Source organism: Photobacterium aphoticum, assembly GCF_001029435.1.
Lineage (GTDB): Bacteria > Pseudomonadota > Gammaproteobacteria > Enterobacterales > Vibrionaceae > Photobacterium > Photobacterium aphoticum.
In genome coordinates, this window is record NZ_LDOV01000041.1 from 37,326 (window position 1) to 62,041 (window position 24,716).

The 24,716-nt window shown below is 42.9% G+C and carries 21 protein-coding genes; 7 read left to right on the forward strand and 14 right to left on the reverse strand.

Annotation, left to right across the window (positions count from 1 at the left end):
* Nucleotides 1–12: 12 nt before the first annotated feature.
* The 8 genes from ABT58_RS23555 to ABT58_RS20275 form a co-directional block, all read right to left on the reverse strand.
* Nucleotides 13–879: a GT-D fold domain-containing glycosyltransferase gene (locus tag ABT58_RS23555; protein ID WP_053063147.1), complete on the reverse strand. Its 867-nt coding sequence runs from the start codon at nt 877–879 to the stop codon at nt 13–15.
* On the reverse strand, nt 872–1,801 hold the full coding sequence (locus ABT58_RS20245; protein WP_047876298.1) for a glycosyltransferase family 2 protein: 930 nt from the start codon (nt 1,799–1,801) through the stop codon (nt 872–874). Before ABT58_RS20245 ends, ABT58_RS23555 begins: the two co-directional genes overlap by 8 nt.
* Nucleotides 1,802–1,808: 7 nt before the next feature.
* Entirely contained in the window at nt 1,809–2,360 is a 552-nt protein-coding gene (rfbC, locus tag ABT58_RS20250; protein WP_047876260.1) for a dTDP-4-dehydrorhamnose 3,5-epimerase, read from the reverse strand.
* A gap of 21 nt (nt 2,361–2,381) precedes the next feature.
* Complete coding sequence (gene rfbD, locus ABT58_RS20255) at nt 2,382–3,263, reverse strand: dTDP-4-dehydrorhamnose reductase (RefSeq protein WP_047876261.1); 882 nt, start codon at nt 3,261–3,263, stop codon at nt 2,382–2,384.
* A complete protein-coding gene (gene rfbA / locus ABT58_RS20260; RefSeq protein ID WP_047876262.1) occupies nt 3,263–4,147 on the reverse strand; it encodes a glucose-1-phosphate thymidylyltransferase RfbA in 885 nt (294 codons plus the stop codon). The genes rfbD and rfbA overlap by 1 nt, the downstream gene beginning before the upstream one ends.
* Entirely contained in the window at nt 4,147–5,229 is a 1,083-nt protein-coding gene (gene rfbB / locus ABT58_RS20265) for a dTDP-glucose 4,6-dehydratase (RefSeq protein ID WP_047876263.1), read from the reverse strand. Before rfbB ends, rfbA begins: the two co-directional genes overlap by 1 nt.
* Before the next feature lie 300 nt (nt 5,230–5,529).
* Nucleotides 5,530–7,692 (reverse strand): polysaccharide biosynthesis tyrosine autokinase, encoded by a 2,163-nt coding sequence (locus ABT58_RS20270; protein WP_047876264.1) that lies wholly within the window; start codon nt 7,690–7,692, stop codon nt 5,530–5,532.
* Between the two features lie 52 nt (nt 7,693–7,744).
* Nucleotides 7,745–8,971, reverse strand: a complete 1,227-nt coding sequence (locus ABT58_RS20275) for a polysaccharide export protein (protein WP_047876265.1) — start codon at nt 8,969–8,971, stop codon at nt 7,745–7,747.
* A gap of 811 nt (nt 8,972–9,782) precedes the next feature.
* Between ABT58_RS20275 and ABT58_RS20280 the strand changes: the two genes are divergently transcribed.
* The 4 genes from ABT58_RS20280 (at nt 9,783) to ABT58_RS20295 (ending at nt 14,152) form a co-directional block, all read left to right on the forward strand.
* On the forward strand, nt 9,783–10,088 hold the full coding sequence (locus ABT58_RS20280) for a hypothetical protein (protein ID WP_047876266.1): 306 nt from the start codon (nt 9,783–9,785) through the stop codon (nt 10,086–10,088).
* 211 nt (nt 10,089–10,299) lie between these two features.
* Nucleotides 10,300–11,109 carry a YjbF family lipoprotein gene (locus tag ABT58_RS20285; RefSeq protein WP_229821603.1) on the forward strand — a complete coding sequence of 270 codons (810 nt, stop codon included), beginning with the start codon at nt 10,300–10,302 and terminating at the stop codon, nt 11,107–11,109.
* Entirely contained in the window at nt 11,106–11,960 is an 855-nt protein-coding gene (locus ABT58_RS20290) for a capsule biosynthesis GfcC family protein (protein WP_053063150.1), read from the forward strand. Before ABT58_RS20285 ends, ABT58_RS20290 begins: the two co-directional genes overlap by 4 nt.
* The gene (locus tag ABT58_RS20295) at nt 11,960–14,152 is read left to right on the forward strand and encodes a YjbH domain-containing protein (RefSeq protein WP_047876268.1); all 2,193 of its coding nucleotides are present in this window, start codon (nt 11,960–11,962) and stop codon (nt 14,150–14,152) included. The genes ABT58_RS20290 and ABT58_RS20295 overlap by 1 nt, the downstream gene beginning before the upstream one ends.
* Before the next feature lie 166 nt (nt 14,153–14,318).
* Here the strand turns inward: ABT58_RS20295 and ABT58_RS20300 are convergent, their stop codons facing one another.
* From ABT58_RS20300 to ABT58_RS20310, 3 genes are all read right to left on the reverse strand, one after another.
* Nucleotides 14,319–15,485, reverse strand: coding sequence for a nucleotide sugar dehydrogenase (locus ABT58_RS20300; protein ID WP_047876269.1), 1,167 nt, complete (start codon nt 15,483–15,485; stop codon nt 14,319–14,321).
* 197 nt (nt 15,486–15,682) lie between these two features.
* Nucleotides 15,683–17,092, reverse strand: a complete 1,410-nt coding sequence (locus ABT58_RS20305) for an MBL fold metallo-hydrolase RNA specificity domain-containing protein (protein WP_047876270.1) — start codon at nt 17,090–17,092, stop codon at nt 15,683–15,685.
* A gap of 561 nt (nt 17,093–17,653) precedes the next feature.
* Entirely contained in the window at nt 17,654–18,082 is a 429-nt protein-coding gene (locus ABT58_RS20310; protein WP_047876271.1) for an arsenate reductase/protein-tyrosine-phosphatase family protein, read from the reverse strand.
* Nucleotides 18,083–18,584: 502 nt separating this feature from the next.
* On the opposite strand from ABT58_RS20310, the gene wecA reads away from it, so the two are divergent.
* Together wecA and ABT58_RS20320 are read left to right on the forward strand one after the other, a co-directional pair.
* A complete protein-coding gene (gene wecA, locus ABT58_RS20315; RefSeq protein ID WP_047876272.1) occupies nt 18,585–19,628 on the forward strand; it encodes a UDP-N-acetylglucosamine--undecaprenyl-phosphate N-acetylglucosaminephosphotransferase in 1,044 nt (347 codons plus the stop codon).
* 63 nt (nt 19,629–19,691) lie between these two features.
* Nucleotides 19,692–20,840, forward strand: coding sequence for a Wzz/FepE/Etk N-terminal domain-containing protein (locus tag ABT58_RS20320; protein ID WP_047876273.1), 1,149 nt, complete (start codon nt 19,692–19,694; stop codon nt 20,838–20,840).
* 1,116 nt (nt 20,841–21,956) lie between these two features.
* Here the strand turns inward: ABT58_RS20320 and ABT58_RS20330 are convergent.
* Entirely contained in the window at nt 21,957–22,223 is a 267-nt protein-coding gene (locus ABT58_RS20330; RefSeq protein WP_047876275.1) for a YfcL family protein, read from the reverse strand.
* Between the two features lie 236 nt (nt 22,224–22,459).
* Nucleotides 22,460–22,984: an elongation factor P hydroxylase gene (locus tag ABT58_RS20335; RefSeq protein WP_047876276.1), complete on the reverse strand. Its 525-nt coding sequence runs from the start codon at nt 22,982–22,984 to the stop codon at nt 22,460–22,462.
* Nucleotides 22,985–23,267: 283 nt separating this feature from the next.
* Here ABT58_RS20335 and ABT58_RS20340 point away from each other — a divergent pair, with 283 nt between their 5' ends.
* Entirely contained in the window at nt 23,268–23,663 is a 396-nt protein-coding gene (locus tag ABT58_RS20340) for a four helix bundle protein (RefSeq protein ID WP_229821605.1), read from the forward strand.
* A gap of 22 nt (nt 23,664–23,685) precedes the next feature.
* Here ABT58_RS20340 and ABT58_RS20345 read toward each other — a convergent pair whose 3' ends face one another.
* Nucleotides 23,686–24,438, reverse strand: a complete 753-nt coding sequence (locus ABT58_RS20345; RefSeq protein ID WP_047876300.1) for an MlaA family lipoprotein — start codon at nt 24,436–24,438, stop codon at nt 23,686–23,688.
* Between the last annotated feature and the right edge of the window lie 278 nt (nt 24,439–24,716).

Here is a 24,716-nt window from a genome sequence, read left to right on the forward strand (position 1 = left end):
GACTCAGTTATATTATGATATTAACGGTATATCTTCAGGTGACATAATAACACCTTTGAATTCATCATAAGAGTTAGGCAGATGGCCTACATCTAATGCTTGATAGCCTAACTTGAATAAGTCATATGCTAAAACCGTTGCTGTGGGGCCCGCTGCTATCATAAATAATGAGTTTGCTGGGTATTTTTTGCACTCCTCTAATATTGAATCATATTCATCAAATGCATTTGATGGTGGGACTAAAACTTCACTCTTACTGCTTATGTTATCAAACAATAGGTCATTTACATTAAAACGACCTTTTGCGCTATAAACAAATACCACATCCCTCTTATCCCAAATCTTTTTTATATAGTCAACCTGATTTTCATGAAATACTGTCTCCCTTGTAACAAATGAATTACCATACTCGCAATTAATTAAGAACGGTTTTATTTTAGTAAACCTATTTAACCAATACCATTCCCAAAATGAAAGGCAGCCATGGTATCTCTTTATATTATTCGTAGCCGAGTTAAATGGTGGGATACAAACTAAAAGTTTATCGCAACTACCATTTTGTAATATTTCGTGCAACCTCCGAGTAAGCCCATTAGAAGGAGATTGGTAACTATCATTCTGATTTTCCTGGTTGGAAATATCAAACTCTGCATCGCCATATCTGCATATTGAAGCGCGATTATATATAATCTCATCCAAAGTTCTTTTCGTGGTCATAACATTTGGGAAACACTCTTTGTATTTATGCAAACGTACTAAATCTTCTTTTGTAACGTTTACTTCATTGCTTTTAATATAGTTATTTAAATTTCTTTTGGATTTTTTCATTAAAACCAAAACTTTATTTGGCACAATCTTTTTAATTATATTCTTAATCATTATTGTAACCCGTGAAAAAATTTTTCACTTTATAAGCAGACTCAAAAACCCCGTTGTTTTTCATATCATCAAAATATTTTGTTCCTATCACTCTATCATATTCATCTTGATATTCACGGCCTTGGTTGATAAATATATCGTAAAAATACCGCCAGTGTTGAGCCGCATTTTCTGAAAGTTCTTCGTTATTATTTACACTAGCTCCTCCATTAATCATTTTCCTTTTAAAATGTTCGAGACCACGTAAACTATAGTGATAAATAATTATATTATCAGACTTAACACTACTTTTCTTTTTTATGCGAACATTATGATTGCCATTCTCTATTGACAAATATCCTTTGGTCCTATGAATGACCTTTTGAATTTGTTTATCATAAATGCTATATGGAGATAATTTATTTTTAATGCTCTCAGGTACTCTTTCATAATTCTTTATTAAGTTATCATTTTCATAGAATTTATTTGTTTCATGCGGGTATATGTTATATATATCAACATAAATCACATTTGATGTCGTTTTCGCTAACTCATCTTTAAGAGAACTAGATGAGCAGCACCAAAATTCATCTGCATCTGAATTTATTATCCAATCGGCATTATATTTTTCACTGGCTATTCTAATCATTCTATCGACCCATTTCTTTTGGTCGTGATTATTACTAATTTCGCAAATTATTTCTTTTATCCATCCTTTCTTTTTATATTTTTCAAATATTTCTCGTGTAGCGTCTGAAGAGTTATTATCCGTAACTATAAATCCATCAACACCCATTGCTCTGTGGTATATAATTTGATGTTCAATTATATCAGCTTCATTTTTAGCCAGAATGGTCATGAATAATTTGGGGGCCTTAATCCTTTCATGTTTCACAACTGAATTCTTGGCTTTAATAAAATAGTTTTTTATACGTTCAAACATTAAATAATTACCCATGTTTTTTTATGTATTCGGAAAATTTCAATGCTCCTCGATCCTTTTCAGATACAATTGGGCTAATGCTTAATGGCCAACTTATATTTATATCATTATCAGACCAGAGTATCGACACCTCAGATGTAGGGTTATAATAGTCTGTACATTTGTATACAAACTCAGCCTCTTCACTCGTCACATAAAAACCATGTGCAAAGCCTTCCGGCACCCATAATTGACGTTTGTTTTCAGCAGAAAGGTAAATACCAACCCACTTACCAAATGTTGAAGATTCTTTACGGATATCTACTGCCACATCAAAAACTTCACCTGAAATTACGCGAACTAATTTACCTTGTGTATTTTCTGTCTGGTAATGTAATCCGCGTAGAATACCTTTTTTAGATTTAGAGTGGTTATCTTGTACAAATTGTGTTGGCTTACTTGTTACTAACTCTTCAAATTTTTTTTGACTCCATGTTTCCATAAAGAAACCACGTTCATCACTAAACACCGTCGGTTCAATGATTTTCACATCAGGAATATCAGTTTCAATTACTTTCATTTTATTCATTCTCGATGATTATTAATAATCAGATAATTGATTTAAAGCATATTGCCAGTCGCTGGCTTGAATACCAAATGTTTCTGTAATTTTCTGTGTATTAAGCTTTGAGTTTGCAGGTCGTTTCGCAGGTGTTGGATAATCATCCGTCTTGATACCATTAATAATGGGTGCTTTATTCAATACTTTTTGTTCCACTGCTTTAGCAATAATAGTTTGAGCAAAACCACACCAACTTGTATGAGGTAATCCAGAATAATGATAAATGCCGTATTTAGTTGTATCAAAATCACTATCTTCAGCTACAATAGTCTTGGCGATAGTAATTAATGCTGTAGCAATATCGCCAGCGTAAGTCGGGCCACCAAACTGGTCTGCCACAATACCTAGCTCATCTCGTTGCTGAGCTAAGCGAAGAATAGTCTTTACAAAGTTATTCCCATCCTCACCAAAGACCCATGCTGTGCGCAAAATAATAGTCCGAGAACAATTAGCAAGTACTGCTTGCTCTCCTAATAACTTACTTTTTCCGTACACACATTTTGGGTCTACTGCATCAGTTTCGATGTAAATGCCATTTTTATCGCCGGAAAATACATAATCGGTTGAAATATGCAATAATGCAGCACCAATACTTTCCGCAGCTTGAGCTAAATATAGAGGACCATCGCGATTAATCGCATATGAGAGTTCGACTTCTTCTTCGGCCTTATCAACTGCAGTATGTGCAGCAGCATTAATAATAATATCAGGTTCGAATGCTTTAACCGCTTCAAACACCGCATTCTCATTGGTGATATCGAGTTCATCTCGGTCAATGGCAAGTAATTCAACCTTACCGCTTAAACGTTCAACTAAGCTGCATCCCACTTGGCCTTTAGCTCCCGTCACTAATACTCGCATCAATTAGATTCCTTCAGAGACTCAGACGCAATTCGAAGTAGATACTGACCATATTCATTCTTTTTCATGGGCTCTGCTAAGCTAAGTAAATCTTCAACACTTAACCAACCATTACGAAAGGCAATTTCTTCCAAACAGGCTACTTTCAAACCCTGTACATTTTGGATTGTTTCTACGAAAGATGATGCTTCATGAAGGCTTTCATGCGTTCCGGTATCTAACCACGCAAAACCACGGCCAAAAAGTTCAACCTTTAATGAGCCGTCATTAAGATACATTTCATTAAGAGTGGTAATTTCCAATTCACCACGGTGGGACGGCTTCACTTGCTTAGCCATTTCAACTACACGGTTGTCATAAAAATAAAGCCCAGTTACAGCATAGTTCGATTTAGGTTTTTCCGGCTTCTCTTCAATCGATACCGCTTTCATCTCTTGATCAAATTCAACCACACCAAATCGCTCAGGATCTTTAACTTGATACCCAAACACCGTTGCGCCCGATTCACGTGAAGCCGCATTTTTCAGTGTTGTCGAAAATGACTGGCCATAAAAGATATTATCGCCAAGTACTAAACAAACACAGTCATCACCGATAAACTCCTCACCAATAATAAAAGCCTGTGCTAAGCCATCAGGACTCGGTTGGATTGCATACTCGAGATTGATACCAAAATCAGAGCCATCGCCTAACAAACGCTTAAAACCGGCATTATCTTCAGGAGTTGTGATAATTAAAATATCTTTAATCCCAGCTAACATTAGTGTAGAAATCGGGTAAAATACCATTGGTTTATCGTAGATAGGCAGCAGTTGTTTTGAAACACCACGTGTTAATGGGTATAGACGCGTACCTGAGCCACCCGCTAGAACAATCCCTTTCATTATTTCGTTCCCTTAGTTACAACGGATACTCCTAGACGCTCTCCTTCGTAAGAACCATTTAGTACACGTGACCACCACTTTTTATTATCCAAATACCATTCGACGGTTTTACGAATGCCGGATTCAAACGTCTCTTCTGGTTTCCAGCCCAGTTCACGCTCAATTTTGGATGCGTCAATGGCATATCTAACGTCGTGCCCTGGGCGATCAGTCACATACGTGATTAGCTTTTGATATTCTGCGACACCTGCAGGCTTGTTTGGCACTAATTCCTCAAGCAGTGTACAAATTGTTTTCACGACATCAATATTAGCTTTCTCATTGTGACCGCCAATATTATAGGTTTCCCCTACCACACCTTCAGTGACTACTTTATATAAAGCGCGTGCGTGGTCTTCGACAAACAACCAATCACGAATTTGCATCCCATTGCCGTATACAGGTAATGGTTTACCGTCTAAAGCATTCAAAATCATTAATGGAATCAGTTTTTCAGGGAAATGGTAAGGTCCATAGTTGTTTGAACAGTTGGTCACAATCGTTGGTAAGCCGTAAGTGCGATGCCAAGCACGTACTAAGTGATCGCTTGATGCCTTCGATGCTGAATATGGGCTTGACGGTTCATACGATGTTGTCTCGGTAAACAAATCATCTGTACCTTCTAAGTCACCGTACACCTCATCGGTTGAGATATGGTGGAAGCGAAAAGCTCTCTTTGCCACTTCATCCAATGTGATCCAGTACGCACGGGCTGCTTCAAGCAATGTATACGTACCTACAATATTGGTTTCAATGAACGCTATTGGGCCATCAATCGAACGGTCAACGTGCGACTCTGCCGCTAAGTGCATCACTACATCTGGTTGATATTGCACAAACAGTCGGTCAAGTTCATCACGATTACAAATGTCGACTTGCTCAAAATGATAGCGCTCATGTGAATCCACTTCGGCGAGTGATTCCATGTTGCCTGCATAGGTCAACTTATCGACATTAATGACTGTATCAGATGTATTCTTAATAATATGACGAACAACGGCCGAGCCAATAAAACCGGCACCGCCTGTGACAAGGATTTTCATGATTTTCTCTTTGTTAATGCTAAAACATACTCACGAATGTGAGCCTTGAATCTTCAATTTCAGATTTTGAATCGGAGTATTAGTGTTTTTTCATCTTCACACATCAGTAATCCTTACAGCCCTGAGACAAATTTTCTTCATTTGAGATAGCCCATTACAGGCCATCTCTTATAAACCCTAGGTTCTACTTTGTTTTTACTAAGGAGCCTAATAGGCGCACCTTTACTCTCAAAAAAAAAGCGCGACTATAATAGAGGCGCTGCATTCAGCGCCTCTATTCATTACTCTTAATCAGTCTACTTATTTATTCGACTCATAACTGTAATTGTAGTAACCATAATTACCACCATAATACGAACTTGCTTTGCGTACGACAGCATTCAAAATAAAGCCTTTTATCTCTATGCCATTTTGTTCAAAACGCTGCTTGGTGATTTCAATTTCTTTCACCGCATTTTGACCAAAACGCCCCACAAGTAATGACGTCCCAGCATGCGCACCAACAATGGCCGCGTCTGTTACAGCAAGAATTGGTGGAGTATCAACGATCACTATGTCGTAGTTTTCAGATGCCCAATCCATCAATACTTTAAACCGTGGATGCATTAACAATTCAGATGGATTCGGTGGCACTTCACCACGACCAATAAAATTTAACCCTTCTATACCTAGTTGTTTTATTAGAGTTTCGATGCTGGTTTGGCCAGCAAGATAACTCGACAACCCCGGCGTTGAGGTGACTGCCATTTGTTTTTCCATTCGCCCTTTTCGCATATCTGCATCAATTACCAATACACGAGAACCAGATTTTGCAATCACCGCGGCCATGTTGGCCGACACAAATGATTTACCGATACCTGGACTTGGACCAGAAATCATCAGAATGTTATTTTTCGCTTCCATCATCGCAAAATGCAAACTTGTACGTAAGCTACGTAATGCTTCGATAGATAAGTCAGCAGGGTTTGAAACGGCTAATAAGGTATCTTGCACTGTCAGAGCTTTTTTCTTGCCTTGCTTTTTTTCAAGTTCTACTTGCCAATCTGACATTGGAATGCTGGCATATACCGGTAAGCCGATAGCTTCAATCTCATCCGGTGTTTCTACGCCTCTATGTAATGCCGCGCGAAGCAAGGTGACAGCAACAGCAAACATTCCCCCCAGAAGCGTTGCCAACACGACAATCATGGATTTTTTGGGTTTAAGCGGCTGAGTATAAGATTGTGCCGTATCCAAAATTCGTACGTTACCCACCGTACTCGCTTTAATAATGTTCAGCTCTTGCACTTTATTAAGTAGCTGCACATATATCTGCTGATTAACTTCAACATCGCGGGTTAAACGTAGCACCTCGCGCTGTGTCTTGGGTAGTTGTTGTACTTGCTTGTTGAAGCGTTCACGTTCGCCTAACAGGGTTTGGCGTTTGTCTAATAAAGCAATGTAAGCAGGGTGTTCTTTGGTAAAACGCTGAGAAATTTCACTTTCTTTGAAGGTCAATTCATTGAGTTGCGCTTCAATCTTCACCATGACATCCAGCGTTGATTTAGCCTCTAATCCTAAGTCTATAGATTCATTGTCTTGGCGAAACTGGTTGAGCAAATCTTCCGAGACGGTTAATTGCGCTTTAATATCCGGTAAATGACTCCGTAAAAACGATAGACTGTTCTCGGCTTCTGCAGAATTACGAGCTACATTTTGCATGAAATAGTTTTGGCTGATGTCATTTAAAATCGCCTCAATTTGCTTGCGATTTTCACCCGTAAAACTTAATTGCAAAATTCCCGTTTGTTTTCCTCGCTCACTGACCGATAGGTTTTGCTGCAACCATTGAATTGCGTCTAAGTCTGAGCGTTTGGTTATCTTGAAAGCATCGCCATTTTGCGCATTCCATTGAGTGACAAAGAGCTGCAGCCCCCCCTTTTTCGCAAGCTCACCGACCTTTCCTGTCAGTACAGCTTGCTCCTCACTATCTAGCAACTCATACAGGCCTTGTTCTGCATCAATAACCACCACTTGGTATTCGGGCTTTTTCACATTCTCAGGAATATCAAATCGCCCAACTTCCAATGTAATTTCTTTGCCTTGAATACGTGCTAACCCTTTCCCAATGATGGGCAGATACACTGGAGTTGCCACATAGTTCAAATTCAACTCATTCACAGTTTTGCCGAGGATCATTCGTGATTTAATGATTTCGATCTCGGTTGTTGCTGAGGACTCAGAGGCAAACAATTCACTCATTTCCCCCAATGCCGGCATGCCCGAATTTTTCTGTTCGACCTGAATCAACGCATCGGCTTTGTAAATAGGTGTTGCCAATAAAGCGTAGGTAATCCCTACCATCGCAAAAAGAAATGTCGTGCCGATAATGCTCCAACGCGCATCAATCAATATACCAAACAGTTTACCCAGATCGAGCTCATCCGCATCCTGCTTTACCTGTGTATTGTGTGTAACGCTCATAAATCCCTACTCAATCAGTTAGCTATTTTATTTTTCTATTGATATACCACTATTATGGCCACGTTCTAATACGGAGTGCCCCTTCTGTGAGTTCATTAAAGCCGCTGATAGTAGGCAGTAGTTGTGCGACGACACGGTTCCAACGCACAATCGGTGCCGCTGTCACATACACAATGTCGTAAGGTTGCAACTCAAACTCAGTACCGATCACCAATGCCGACGCGTCTTGAATATTCAACTGATACACATTAGCCATTGGGATGCTCTGATCCTGAACCGGCTTGCCGTTTTCATCCACTTTTAGCGAACTCACTGTCGCAGTGGTTTGCGGCGTTGACGTTTTGTTCATATTACTACGGATCACAAACACACCCGTGGCATCGGCGGCTAACTGGTTAATCCCACCCACACTGCTGAGTGCTTCTGTTAGGCTCATACCGGCTCGATCTATTTTTAGCAATTTAGGATCATTCACCTCCCCCATCACAAACACTTTCTGCGCATCATTACGCGGTACGTGGACAATATCGCCAGGGCGTAGCAAACGGTTTTGGGTTAAATCACCGCGTTGCATCAAAGCGTATAGCGAAATATTTTCCTCTTTGCCGTTACGGGTCAACGTCACGTTGCGCCAATCGGCTTCTTCTGCCAAACCGCCCGCTTTATTGATCGCATCTAACAAGGTCAATGGCACGTTCGTAATAGGCTGTTGCCCCGGATTTTTTATTTCGCCGGTAATGTAGGTTTTTTGCGAACGGAACGAGGCCACATTCACGTCTACTTGTGGGCTCTCAATATAAGCGGCTAAACGACGTGCAATATCGGCACGCACTTCAGTCACCGTTTTGCCTTCTACCTGAACAAAACCAATGTAGGGATAGAAAATACTGCCATCAGCATGTACCCAGTTACCCGCTTCAGCCGAACTACGGTACGAACCCGCAGGAATGGTTAACTCAGGGTGATCCCAAATAGTAATATTCAGAATGTCTCCAGGCCCCACGCGATATTGATATCGGGCAATTTCCGCGTCTAACGCGCTATTGGTCCGCGAGAACACTTTAGGCGGCTTAAACTGATTCACTCGCCCGGCGGTCAGTGGGTATATATTCACATATTCCGCAATATTAGATTGTTCATCGTTTTGCGTATCCGTTGCCAAATCTTTCTCAACCACCACTTTTTTATTGTCGATAGGCAGGTGAGAGCCTGGCACCGTACATCCAGCCAGTACTACTGTCGCTAAAGCAGTAACCAAATACTTTTTTGTACTATCCATATGTAAATTCTATGCTTATTTAACGAGCATTCACGAATGCGCATGCATCAACATGTGCACAATCATCCTTGAAATAGTCCGTTTAATTTTAGTCTGTTGATAAATGAGTGCTTAAGCTTGATATGACTTTTCCGTACCGTTTAGTAGCTGTTTTGAGAAAAACCACCAGAATACAGACCGTACACAGCCGATGCATCACGAGAGGGTAAATTACTGAATTTTTGACACGCTACCGCCCTTGGGTTGAGGTTCCCAATATCCTTTAGCAAATCATCAGCGTTGAGGGTTTTGCGATTGAAATCACACTTAGTATAATTTAATCACCACATTACACTATTGTTTGTGCTTCACTTCCAATAGGTATCTCTCATATCTTGAAAACATCCCTATTTTTACTTTCTGATTTTACACCTATTTTATCTTGATAGGAATATGCATTTCGACACTTACTCTCTTCCTCCGCACACTCAAAACACCATAACTAATTGTGATTATTGAAAAACATGAAGAATGCATCATCTCGTCACAACACAAATGAAGGGGGCACCTCTCAGTTCAATCAAAAACAGCTGTTATTCACCCCGAAGCACCTCACTACAATTACGGGTCAATATCGACACAATTAACCCATAATGCCCAAAAACAAACAAAAATCACGCAATTATATTCTATGATTTGCTCATCGATAGATTGCGGATTATCCAGTACAGCCATATCATTGCATAAAAAGCAGACTTTGCTTTTTTGACTTGCACTGTTCATTTTTCACACAGCTGCATTTTTAACGCTATACAACAATAAGGGAATTAGGATGAAAAAAACGACAATTGCATTGCTAGCAGCAATGTCTATGGCAGGTTCTGCATTTGCAGCCACTGAAACGACCGCAGGTGCAGCGGGTAGCGCATCAACCACGTCTGCAACAGCAGCAACCACTACTGCAACAACCACTGCGGGCACAGCAGCAGGTACCGCAGGCGCAACAGCAGCAGCGGCTGGCGGTATTACCGCAACTACCGTTGCAGTAGGCGCAGCAGTAGCGGTAGGCGCAGTTGCCGTTGCCGATTCAAGCAACAACGACAACAACAACACCACATCTGTTTCTGCACAGGGCTAATTACGCTCTGTTCTGAACGGGATGCTATCTGTGCTTTACACAGATAACCCATAACTGCTGTGAGCCGACTCTGCCATTTTCTTTCTGGCAATTCGGCTCACTCTTTAGTGATTGGCTAAAGAAAATGTGGTTAATTTTTCACGCTGGGTGCATGCACTCGGCGTTGTTGTGTTTGTTTTATCTGTATCAATTCAGGAAGTGAGTCGCCAGGATGCCCACGAAACCGTCCATGTTCTTTTCGGTAAGCCGTTCTCGACGCTACCGATTACTTTTGGGGAGCTGCTTACTCTCTCTCCCTCTCATGCTCACCGGCTGCAGCCAAAAATTTAACGACGTCAACGACACCATGCAACTCGCCTTGTTTGGTAATGCCGATGTTACGTTAAGCCAAGATGATATCAACAACCTGCCTTATGCCAGTTTATACGCCAGTATCGACAATGGCCCACAAGCTTTTATGGTATTAGCCCTTGCTGAATCGACGCCGGTTTGGGGCAAAGCGGCTTACCAAAATGCGACGTCTGTGAGCACAACGTCGACGAACAGTACTTCGCCTATCGTTCTAAAGTGGCTGTCGTCCGACAAGGGGATGTTACAAACCCAATCGGGTCGATTAGTGAAAACCTTGAATTTACCGCTGGGTAATTTGGTGTCACTGCACAGCTCTGAAACTGATCCGCTACAACTTGGCCTGCATTTGGCGGGTACACCGCGTTCATGGCAGCGTCAACTTGATTGGCAACCGGGGTTTCACAGTGGGTATCAAGCCATCTCTCACTTTTACCAGCAAGATAATCAAATCATTTTGGTGAATCAGCAACCCGTTGAAACCCTCCATTTTACCGAGGAAGTCTCTGTTCCAGCTTTGGATGTCACGTACACCAACACATTTTGGCTACGTCCTGACAATGGCCAAGTGGTGAAATCTCGCCAGAAACTGGCCCCCGACTTATCGTATGTCGAGATGACCATCCTCAAACCCTTTTCATCCATGAGCCAAGGACCAGGACAAGTACAATGACACTGCGATTTTCACCCCTAACACTCGCGGCTGCGCCTGTGATCATGGCGCTCGCGATACTAGGCGCTGGATTGTCGCCGTTTGTGCATGCGCAATCGCCCGTCAATATCAGTGCGACCTATTCACTGAATACCGATAAGACAACGCAAACTGCACCGCAAGCGCTACAATTCTCGTATCCTGCCCCTGTTCGTCTCGAACAAGTACTCAGTGATACGTTACAACATTTAACGCAACTGCCTGTTCCCGCCATACATAATGGCACTGCTGTCAGTAATCAAACCCTTTATTGGCCAGCTGCAAGTTTGTTTACCAGGTTTCCGCATCCAGATAAATCGGCCGTCATCGATGCACTTTCGACATTAATTGCCGACAGCGATACCGACGAAGCCCGTGTCTTCACCGCGCTGAAACAACAATTGAGTGTACTGCCGATTGGCGAGCGTATTTTCACCTCACTGGACTACGATGCCGTGCGTATTGATGCCAGCGCCAACCCATTGGTGAATCAATCCGTCACACTGGTATTGCCTCCCAAACCCACACAGGTGTTAGTGCTGGGTGCCGTACAACAACCGGGCTTTTTCCCGTGGCAGCCTCGCCAATCCGTTGACGCTTATTTTGACCAAGCCCGTGTGGCGTCTTACGGCATGACACAAGCCAATAACAGTGACGCTATCGTGATCCAGCCGGATGGCACCGTTGAAACGCACACTTTTGCCTACTGGAACCACCAGCATCGTGATATTGCACCTGGCGCAACCGTGTATCTCCCTTTTGCGGATTTACCCCGAGAGGCCGCCTCACTCAATGACGAGATCGTTAACTTACTAAGGAACCGGGCCCAGTGATGCACCCAGTACTAAAAACGTCGTTATCCGCCCTCACCTTAGCCATGCTCCCAGTGTGGCAAGCGTCTGCGGATACGTTCGATTACCCTGAATTTGTCCCATCGCAGTCTGATTTTGGTGGCGTGGGCTTAATGCAAATGCCCTCTGGCCGTGTTACCAAAGAAGGCGAACTCAGTGTGGGCGGCACCTTCAATGATGAATACCACCACTACACGGTATCACTCCAACTTTTACCTTGGTTAGAAACCACCATCCGTTACACGCTGGTGCAAGATCTGCTCTACAGTGGTGATCCGAATTTCAGTGGTGATACAAAATACACCGATAAAGGCATCGATTTTAAAGTTCGCTTGTTAGAAGAGAGCTACTGGCTGCCAGAAACGTCTATTGGTGTACGTGATTTCGGTGGTACCGGTTTATTTGATGGTGAATTCATTGCCGCCAGTAAACATGTCGGCCCGTTCGATTTTACGCTGGGTGTCGGTTGGGGCTATATTGGCAACAGCGGCAACTTGACTGGAGATAAATCACAAGCCGTCGATTGTGATCGAAATACCGGTTTCAAAGGTAAAGGCGGCAGCATTGATTTTGACCGCTGGTTCACCGGGTGTAGTGCCGTCTTTGGCGGGGTGGAATACCAAAGCCCATGGGCGCCATTGCGCCTGAAAGTCGAGTACGACGGCAACGATTATACCAGTGACTTCCCGGTTAACCGTCCAAACGGCATTGATATGTCACAAGACAGCAAATTCAACTACGGCGCGCTATACCGCTTAGGGCAATGGGGTGACATTCGTTTAAGTTATGAGCGTGGAACAACCTGGACACTGGGCTTCACCCTCAATACCAACTTCAATGATATGAAGGCCATGTGGCAGGATGAACCGTTGCCGACGTATGAGGCCAATAAACGCACATCACAATCAGCCAGTGAACTCACACCCGCCCAGTGGGAGCAATTAGCACAAGATTTGCATCAAATTGCCGGATACAAAGATCCCGCCTTGTATGCCGATGACTCCAGCATCACGGTCGTTGCGTCGCAAAGCAAGTACCGCGATCGCGAAGAAGCACAGCGCCGTGCAGGCACCCTGTTGGCGAACCAAGGGCCAACAGTAGACACGTACCGCATTATCGAAACCAATAACAGTCAACCGGTGACAGAAACCCACATCGACAGTGACAAGTTTGCCGATGTGGCGGACTATCGCGGATTCAATACCCACATGGCGGATGCGACGACCGAGGTGGAAACGCATTCTCCTCGCGGAAAACTGTACGCCAAATCCCACAAAGACTGGGATGTGAGTGTCTCGCCAACGTTGCAACAGTCATTCGGTGGCTCGGAAGATTTCTACCTGTTTAACATCGGTATTTCTGCCGGGGCGAATTATTGGTTTAGCGATCACGTCGAGTTAGGCGGCTCTCTCTACCTGAATATCTACGATAACTACGATAAGTTCCTGTATGAAGTACCGCCTGACGGTACAGATTTGAAACGTGTCCGTACGTTGGTGCGTCAATACATCAATGACAACCCTATTCGAATGAACAATCTGCAACTGACCTGGATGGATAAGCTGGCGGATAACTGGTACGCCCAAGCTTATGGTGGCTACTTGGAAATGATGTTCGGTGGTGTGGGCAGTGAGATTTTATACCGCCCGCTAGGTAGCAATTGGGCATTCGGTATCGATGCAAACTACGTGGTACAGCGTGATCCTGAATCGCAGTTTGGTTTCTTCACTGAAGAAGTCCAGTTTGATCCGCTCACCGGCAGAAACTACCGAGTACAAACGGGGGCGTTGACCGGTCATGCGACCGCGTATTACCAGCCTGACTGGTCTTGGTTACCGAATACTTTGCTGAAAGTGAGCGCCGGCCGTTACTTGACGGAAGACATCGGTGTCACCATCGATTTCTCAAAACAATTTGACAGTGGTGTGATTGCCGGTGCCTTTGTCGCGAAAACGGATCTGTCGGCGGAAGAGTTTGGTGAAGGCAGCTTCAACAAAGGCTTCTACATCTCGATCCCGTTTGATGTGATGACTGTGAAGCCAAGTACCAACCGGGCGACGATTTCTTGGCTACCGCTGTCTCGCGACGGTGGCCAGATGCTCAACCGTAAGTACCAGTTGTATAGTGTGACGGATGCACGTTCCCCATGGTACGGGCGCAAAGCCCTCAACTGACGAGTTCTCATCAAGTTCTCAACAAGCACTCAGCCAACTTCAGATATTGACTCTTCAGCACACTGATGAGTCAATATCTGCGAGTAAAAAGCCAATAAAAACGCCGTGATGCAATCATACATCACGGCATTTTTTATCGTTTCAAATATGCGTTCAGGCCGTCGCTTTAATCCGCGCCAAACAAATCACGGGTATAGACTTTATCCGCCACATCTTCAAGTTCTTCCGCCATGCGGTTAGACACAATCACATCTGACATTTTCTTAAACGCCTCAAGATCGGTGATCACTTCAGATTGGAAGAACGCCGACTCTTTCAGCACAGGTTCATACACCACCACCGGGATCCCTTTTGCTTTAATACGCTTCATGATCCCCTGAATGGACGAGGCGCGGAAGTTGTCCGATCCGGCTTTCATGATCAAACGGTACACACCCACGACCTTCGGTTTCTTAGCGATAATCGAGTCCGCGATAAAGTCTTTACGGGTACGGTTCGCATCCACAATCGCACCAATGATGTTATTTGGTACCTTGTGATAATTCGCCAATAGCTGCTTGGTATCTTTCGGTAGGCAGTAACCGCCGTAGCCAAATGATGGGTTGTTGTAATGATTACCAATGCGAGGATCAAGCCCAACCCCTTCAATGATCTGACGGCTATCTAAGCCATTTGCTTCAGCGTACGAATCCAACTCATTGAAGTACGCCACACGCATGGCAAGATAGGTATTTGAGAACAGTTTGACCGCTTCCGCTTCGGTTGAATCCGTAAACAGCACAGGGACATCCTGCTTCTCTGCACCTTGTAGTAACAGGCTCGCAAATGTTTCTGCGCGTTCAGATTTCTCACCCACGATAATACGAGAAGGATGCAAATTATCGAACAAGGCACGCCCTTCACGCAAAAACTCTGGCGAGAACAAGATGTTGTCACAGCCGAACTCTTCTTTCACGCGTTGGGTATAACCCACAGGCACCGTCGATTTAATCACCATAACCGCTTGTGGGTTAATGGCCATCACATCTTTGATCACCGCTTCTACCGACGCGGTATTGAAGTAATTGGTGATCGGGTCGTAATCGGTCGGCGTGGCAATAATGACAAAATCAGCCCCTTGATAGGCCAATTGTTTGTCTGTGGTCGCGGTCAGATTAAGCGGTTTATTGGCCAGATAATCGGAGATTTCTTTATCTTCAATCGGAGACAAGCGACGCTGAATAAGATCCACTTTCTCCTGCACAATATCCAGCGCATACACGTCATTATGCTGGGCTAACAACACAGCATTAGAAAGGCCGACATAACCTGTACCTGCAACTGTAATCTTCATCACTTAACCTCAAAATCAATCGTATCCGTGAATAATAACAAAATACCCTTGCGTAATGTTGACCGGAGTAAACAAAATCAATGGTATTGCTGTTATTAACGATAGATCTCACTGAAGAAAAAGGACAAAAAAAGTACAATGCAGGCATCAAAGCCATCAAACGAGTCTGAAGATTGGCTTGAACGAAACGTTAAGATTTAACTTAACGTCTCGCTATTGCACACTTTGTTCACTCGCGCAGCCAATTTTATATCGCATTCCGGCTTAACCGCTTTTAAGCGAGCAGCTAAACACGCTTGTGCCCGTTCATCGCCATGTACAAGATAAATCGTTGACGGACCGCAATCAATATTGGACACAAACTGGCACAATTCAGCCTGATCAGCATGCGCGGAATATCCAGACAATTCATGGATCTGCGCCGCGACCTGAACGTGGGTTTGCTGAATATCCACACTCGTTTCACCCGCTAACAAACGCTGTCCTAACGTACCTTGTGCTTGATACCCAACCATCACCACGTCTGTTCTCGCATCCGGCAATAACGCTTTGAGATAGTTCAAGATACGCCCGCCGGTACACATGCCACTGGCTGCCACCACAATCGCGGGTTCACCGGTTGACTGCAAGCGTCTCACCAGCTCTTCGTGATCGTAATGCGATTCCACCGTCACACATTGTGAAAATGACAGAGGGTGCCGCCCTAATGTCATCTTCTGTTTGGCCTCTTTGGCCCAAAGCCGCTGAAAATGGGTATATTGTTGGGTGATTTGCGATGCTAATGGCGAATCTAAAATCACCGGAATATTTTGCCATTTGATCGGCGCAAAATCTTCGTTGTCCACATCAGCCAGAAAACAACTCTCCGCCATGATGGTTTCGATATCAAACAACAACTCTTGTGTTCGACCCACACTGAATGCCGGGATCAAAATGACACCACCATTTTGCAGCGAACGACTGATAATTTGCATCAACTTGGTGTTTCTGTCTGTTTTCCGATCATGCACACGATCACCGTATGTACTTTCCAGCACTAACGTATCCGCTTTTTTCGGGGAACAAGGATCAACGAGCAATGGGGTATTTGACGGACCAAGATCCCCAGAAAACACCACCTTATGTCCATCTGGTAACTCTAACTCAATGTAAGCCGATCCCAATATGTGACCCGCTTGACGAAAATAACATTTAATGCGTTCCCCAGAAGGCAGTGTGATCGGGGCTAAACAGTCAAACGGCACTGGCCTTAACAGCGAATTGACTAATGAGATAAACTGCTGACGCTGCGCATGATTGAGATTCAGTTGGATCTTTAATCCATCATCCAACATCAGGGGTAACAAGGCAGCCGTCGCTTCCGTGGCATAAATAGGCCCACGAAAGCCTGCTGCTAACAGCCATGGAATACGACCGATGTGATCTATGTGGCAATGTGTCAATAACAATGCCTGAATGTGCGTAATCGAGAACTCAATATTCAGTGGCTTGTGTGCTTCTGCACCTTGAAAAAGACCACAATCAACCAGAATGCCATATTCTTTCCAACGAAGTTCATGACATGAACCTGTCACGCCTTCATAGGCACCATGATGAAAAATCTGCACGTAAGAATCCTCAGATAATGAATGTGGGCATCATGGCAAAATCCCCTTCTCGCCTAAAGAGGATTGCTGGTTTGCACGACCCACTTCACGAAAATAGTAACAACCGCAATGTACAGAATCACTCAGATAGAACACATTTAACACATCAAACTTTTCTGGTGAAAGTCAACTTTTTATCTATAGTTAAAAAGCACAAATTAATGATGACTGTGCAATATTCTCTTTAGTCATCAATGACTAAATCGCTATAAATCACTGCAGAAGCATACTTATTTGATAGAACGAAGCACAGAATAGAGCTCTCTGAACTTTTTGAAACTGACCGATAGCATATCCATTGCTTGTCTCTGAATGATGGTAAGTTTCAAGCATAACCGTTCGGGCATAAATTGACGTTTAATATTGCTATAAACATTGAATGGTTCAAGAGGAAAACAAACTGATCAAAACACAACCTTTGCGTTTTTTGAGTACTCAGTTTACGAGAGCAAACGCAACGTAAAAAAAGCAGCAAGTTATTTGCTGCTATTTTTAACGAATAATGAGCCTTGAAAATGACGTTTAAAGCTTCTTAGCCCACGCTTGGGCTGACTCATCAATCAATTGATAGGCAAAATCAAAGGCTTCACGACTTTGACGATAAGGATCGGGAATGTCTTTTTGCCCAATCCATTGACCGAACAACATGGTTTTACCCCGCGCTTCCGGCGCAATACCAGTCACCGCTTCAATGTGACCTTTTTCCATGACAAGGATCAAGTCATACTCTTTGCATAGTTCACTGGTTAGCTGTTGAGCCACATGCCCATCCAGACTGATACCATGTTCTTGGGCAACCATCGCAGCCATTTTGTCAGCGGGTTTGCCCACCAGTGCACCAACGCCGGCAGAGGCGATGTGCTTGTGGGGGAGATGATGCTTAAGCAGATACTCACCAGAAGGTGAACGACAGATATTTCCCACACATACAACCAAAATCTTATTAAACATCCATTTCGCGTCCTTTAACCATTGACAAGGACAACCATATTAACCCTTGCCAGAAATACACAAAAAAACATTAAAAATCAATAACATAAAACAATAACAAGAAGATCACAATAACAGTCACCATCAAGTTAGTATATTATTTAGAAGTCAATTTCTTTCCTCTAGCACGTAAATTTAAATTCCATATCTGTTCTATTCTACAGGTACAGCATTGAGACTTTAAACTCGAAAAACCAAATTTAACCATTTAAAAACAAACACTTGAATAAAAAAAGAATAGTATCTAATAAGACCTCTCGCACCATGCATTACATAGATTGATAAATCAAATCCTTTACATAAAATCAACATAAAGCAAAAAATGTGAAGTCACTCGTTCAAAAAAACACCAACAATCAAACTGTTGTGCCATAATCGTATTAAATTGATAGACAAAAGATGCGACACTGTCGTGTTTCACGTATAATGTTTAGTCACTTTTATTTTATGCTGTAGAAAATGTATGGTTATTGACCTTTTCTTTGTGTTCTTTTCATCGCTTACAGCTCTGTTTCTTCTAAGAAAATTGGCAAAGCGCATTGGTTTGGTCGATATCCCTAACAATCGCAAATGCCACATGGTCCCAACCCCTCTCGTAGGAGGTATTGCGGTATGGTTAACCCTAACTCAATATTTTTATTATAAAAACTTATTTGAACATACTGATCTTTTCCTTCTTTGCATCAGTCTGTTAACCCTTATTGGCGCACTTGATGATAAATTCGAGATCAGAGCTAGCATCCGAATGGTTATACAGGCCGCTCTATCTGTAGGGATGATGTACTTCGCTCAAATTGAGTTGCACACCTTAGGCAATATGTTCGGTACAGGGGAAATATTTCTAGGAAACTGGGGATACATCATCACCATCCTGGCTGTTATCGGTGCTATCAATGCTTTTAACATGGTTGACGGTATCGACGGACTCCTTGGTGGTTTGTCAATGATTTCATTTTCCAGCTTAGCAATCATTCTCTATTTTGATAACCAGACATCACTTGCTTATGCTTTACTTATCGTCGTTGTAGCGATTTTGCCCTATGTCATGTTTAATCTGGGCTGGCTCGGCAAAAAGCGTAAAGTATTCATGGGAGACGCAGGCAGTATGTTGATTGGCTTCACCATCATCTGGATGTTGTTACTCGCCAGTCAAAATGATAGTGTTTCACCACTACGCCCTGTTACTGCGCTATGGTTAATTGCCATTCCCTTGATGGATATGGCAGCTATCATCACCCGACGTGTAAAGCGAGGTGTATCGCCATTTTCCCCTGATCGCGAACACTTACACCATTTATTTCAAAAAATAGGGCTCAATGCCAATCAAACGCTCATCACAATCAACGGGTTAGCCATTGCTTTTGCCGGATTTGGTATGTATGGGGAGTATGCACAAACCCCAGAATACATTATGTTCGCCCTGTTTATAATCAGTTATTGTATTTATAGTTTTGCCCTAGCTAAACTTAGCCATTTCATTAGTTTTCAACACGCTGACAAGTTTTAATCAATGCAGTAAACCATTGTTTTTTGCGTTAGCTATATAGATTTCACATGTAGGACGTACTTAGTGAACAATAAAACACCACAACATGACCTTGCCTTACACGCACAACAATCCAATATGGCGGTGCCATACCCACCTCATTATCAAAATGATGAGATCGATCTTGTTGAGTTAGTCAAAACACTTTGGCAAGGCAAACTGACTATCTTACTTTCTACTGTCTTATGTGGCCTCATTGCGGTCGGTTATGCTTTATGGGCGCCTGAAGTATGGACAGCGAAAGCACGTATTATCGAAGCAAAAACCAATGACTACACCGAACTCAGTACTACGGTTAATGCCTTTACGCCTGTCTTTACGAATGACAATGAAAATGAGAGTCAAGCAAATATTAGTGCTATCCTGATAAAGGAAGTTCAAGCATCAACATTGTTCCATCACTTCATTGATGCTTACAATTCATCCATTAACAAAGAGCATTTCCTCACTCAGAATGCTCTTTTTCAAAACTATGTAGCTGAAAAAAAACTGAATGACGAAGCGATAACCCGTGCACTACATGATTGGTCCGAAAATATCAGTGCCACATCAAACGCTAAACGCGGCACAAAAGCTGACTTTTACACATTGTCATTTAATAGTTATTCTCAGGAAACCAGCTACCAACTACTTAAAGCCTATAGTTCCTATATTCATAATTTAGTAAATAATGAAACGATTTCCAGTATCAACAGTATTATTAATGGTTACACACGAGAACTTACGGCACAATATGACATGCTTTCAAATAAAGCACAAAGAAGCTTAATGCTTGAGAAATCGAAAGCCAGTATTGCATTGCAAATTACTGCGAACGCACAACTCAAGCAACCTTTAGCCAATTACAATAATAACAATGACTTGTTTGATGTCGCATTGGGTGAAAATGCAAACAAAGCCAAGCTTGATGCCCTAAATAATTTGAAAGATCTAACTCTTTTTGAGCCAGACTTAATCACTGTCACTTCAAAACTGGATTTCTTGTCTAAAAACACCGGTATTGATAAAGACATTCATTTTCAATCAGTAAGATATATTGATGAAATTGCAATGCCATTATCAAGAGATAAACCGAAGCGAGCATTAATCACGGTTCTAGGTGTGTTGTTAGGCGGAATGCTCGGTGTTGCTATCGTTTTGATTCGCCACACAGTAAGAAAATATAACGCATAATATAATTATTATATTTTAAATGCGGCCTTAAAGCCGCATTTATCTTTGATAGAATAGACTATAAACCCCTTTCAATATTTCAATTTTTTGCAACCACAACAGCATTAAAAACGAGGTCATATTTTGTTTCGCTTATATGCCATCTTTTCAAAGTCACACCCATTTATTCATGCCCTACTGATTTTATTCATGTTTATATCGTTTGTTTTTTTATGTTATGAATTATTAATAGAGGATGAATATCACTACTTCCCCTTTATTTTTAGCTTTATTTTCCCCATTATTTTGTTTGCTAAGTCATCAGAATATAAAAGGAAATACCTAAACCATACATCTAACTAAAACAGCAGTACTGCTTTAATTTTATTACATAATATCTTAGGGCAAATGGACATGCCCATACATACTAAATATATGTCCTCTAAAGACTTTCACACCATTACTCTCCTCGTTCAACCTTATTATATAAAACACCGAACAATTAAAGTCGCAGCACACCTTACGTTCAACGTTAAGCTTCAACACCCTCTAAGCGCGCATAACCTCTACAGTCACACTTTCACTTACAATCTACAGTCACACTTTCACTTACAATAAGCATTTTGTGATATTGAACTGAAAAATAAAAAACCAAGTTCATGTTTTTTGCGCTATATTATATAGACATAGTAAATGTCAACAACATGACGCAAATTATTTCCTGTCACTATTTTGACTCTGGAAGAGGGTAGTAATATGTTTCGTGCGTATGCGCAATTCACCATTAAATATCCAGCGATTCACGCGCTTAACCTATTGATTGTGCTTTCTATTTTCGTAATCAGCAGTTATCAGCTACTGGCTAATGAAGCACTCATTTTTGCTTTTGGCTTTCTGTTTGTGGCATTTCCAACAATCGTATTTGCGAAAGCCTCTGATTACAGAAGAAAATATCTAAATACAAGCAATTGATTTAATATTCGTTGATTTGTCAGATTATTCCTACAATTAAACTCTGTACATTCAAACAATAAAAAAACGTTAGCTTTCGGGCTAACGTTTTTATTTATTGATAGAATGCATTGAGTAGCACAATACACCACTTACAACCGCTTGATGATTAAAGGCCGTTAGCCCTTATTGCGCAGCCTGTTGTAACTGGCTCCACATCGCTTTCACAATCACTTGATCCGCTGGCGTCAGCTCAGATTGTGCCTCAACCAGGCTGGCATCCACTTTGGCTGTCATCGCTTCAATGGAAGACTCCCCTTCCATCTCACAATTCGCGGCAGACAGGGAAATGTGACCACGCAAGTAACCGCCCGCAAACAGTTCATCATCTGTCGCTGTCTCCACCATCTGGTCAATCAGCGTAAGTAGTGTTTCTTCGTATTGATGGATCATGTTTTTAAGTTCCTAGATCCTAGATCCGAGTTCCTAGAGAAGAGCAAACGCTGCTCTCGGATAGTCAGAGTCCAGAATTGTTATATTATGTAAAAAGCCGAACATAGAGTTTGGATCATGGAACCTGATTCCTCACCGCGAGTTTCTAAAGCCTAGCCGTAATTTACTTGCTTCTGCTTTTAGGATCTAGGTTCCAGGATCTTGGTTCTATTTTCTCGATTCTCGCACCCGCTTTTTTATTCAAACATCGCAGCAACTAAAGGCGCGACCCCGTAGTGAGCTCGCAATGCTTCTGATAAATCTTTAGCTCTTTCTGGCATACCGTCTTTCAGGTACACCAACACTTGCTCGCGTACTTTACGGGTGAAGCCGATACGATCAGGCTCACAATCGCCGCTCAGGTTATCACAGCTCACCTGAAAGCGGAAACCACAGCTGGCGGCAAGGATCCACTCGACAGCTTGCGGTTTAATTTCGACTTTTTCAAACTCGGCCTGCACTTCAGCGGTTCGGCCATCCGGCTCATACCAGTAACCGTAATCTTCCAGCAAACGGCGCTGTGGACCTGCGATACACCAGTGGGCTAATTCATGCAATGCTGAGGCAAAATAGCCACGGGCAAAAATCACACGGTGATGCGGATGCTCGGCATCGGCCGGAAAATAAATTGGCTCGTCGCCACCTAAAATTAATTCGGTGTTGTAGGTATCAAGAAAGGTGGCGTTGAAGATGTTAATGATGTCGGTGTTTTTATGGGGCATGGTTAACGCAGTTCCTAGAGGAGAACACAGATCCTAGAACCTAGAAAAAAAAATCAGGAACTAAGAGCAAGGCGTTCGATTCTAGGTCCTTGAGAATGCTCTCCACCGAAAAAAGTGAATAATCGGAATTTTAACAATCATCGCATCACAAATCGATGTAATTGTTAAAACACATCATCAAAGAGGTATAGAGCCTGCTCTCAATCACTGTGATTGCTACTACTTCTAATAGCTGCCTATGCTCGAATGAAAGGAACAACAACGGCTTATTCTAAGGAAATAAATGCAATTTCAGAAACTTGATGTATGGAAGCGAAGCTTTCAGCTTGCTAAACATATCAATCTGGATGTTAGAGGGTGTAAGGACTTCAGCTTCAAAGATCAAATATGTCGCTCAGCGTTATCAGTCCCTTCTAACATCGCTGAAGGAGAAGAACGTGAAACCAACGCAGAAGCGGCACGGTTTCTCTATATAGCGAAGGGGTCATGCGGCGAACTTTATACCCAAATACTACTCGGCAAAGAGATTGGCTATTTAAGCGAAGAAAATGCAGATCACTATCTTAAAGATAGCCTCAAGCATATCAAGGATGCTTGCAGGTTTGATCAAATACAGAAAAGGGCATGTCAGATAACATGCCCTTTCTCTAGGAACCAGGATCTAGAAACCAGGTTCTAGATTCTAGGAACTCGAATCTTGTTTATCCATCAATCTCATCCATGAAATCATCCAGATACTCTTCGTTTTCTGGCTCTTGCGTGTCCACTTCGCCGCCGGAGGCTTTAAAGTTCTGATTTTGGATGTACGCATCGCGGGTGAAGATGTATGGATCCGGCGAGTCACGCAAAATCGCTTCTTGCGGGACCAGTGCGGCGCGGCTTTCCATGCCATCCAGTGCCCACTTACCTAAGCTTTGCCAGAAGCTTAGCAGGTTCAGCGGGAAGTAGAGATCATCAACCAAGTCACCGGCACCTTCACGTAGGGTGATTGGGCCGTACATCGGCACCATGAAGTATGGGCCGTTACCAACGCCGTAGTAACCCATGGCATCGCCGAAAGCGCGGTCGCCCGGGTTGCCGATGTCTGCCAGTGAGGCAATATCAATCAAGCCGGCCAAACCAAAGGTGGAGTTGATCCAAAAACGGTTGAAGTGAGTGATCGCTTGCTCGCCTTCCAGCATGATGATGCTGTTCACCATGCTGGCTGGTTCATCCAGGTTGGCAATGAAGTTACGGATACCGGTACGTACCGGTGACGGCACATAGTTGACGTACGCCAGTGATACCGGACGCGCCACATATGGGTCCAGGTAGTCGTAGTTGATGTTCCACATCACGCGGTTGATGCTTTCAAACGGATCGTACACACCCGGTACAGCGTATTCCCCTTCACCGGCATCCACTTCTTCCAGTACAGCGGCTAAGTCATCATCGTCTTCGGCAGCCAATGCCACGTTGTCTTCGGTAAGTGGTTCTTCACTCACTGCCGCAACACTGTTCAGGCCAATATCGCTGTGATCTACATTGCTGGCTGCCACTGGGCTTGAGGCATTGGTCTCAACAAGCGTTACATCAGTGGTTTCACTTGGCGGCGTGTCTGCACAAGCGGTCAAAGCCAGCGCAGTAAACAGCGTTAAAAGATGATGTCGTTTCAAAATACAGTCCGTCAAAAAAATCAAAACACGTCTTGATCATTTAAAGCGGAATCTTCCCCCCTTCAAACACCGAGACG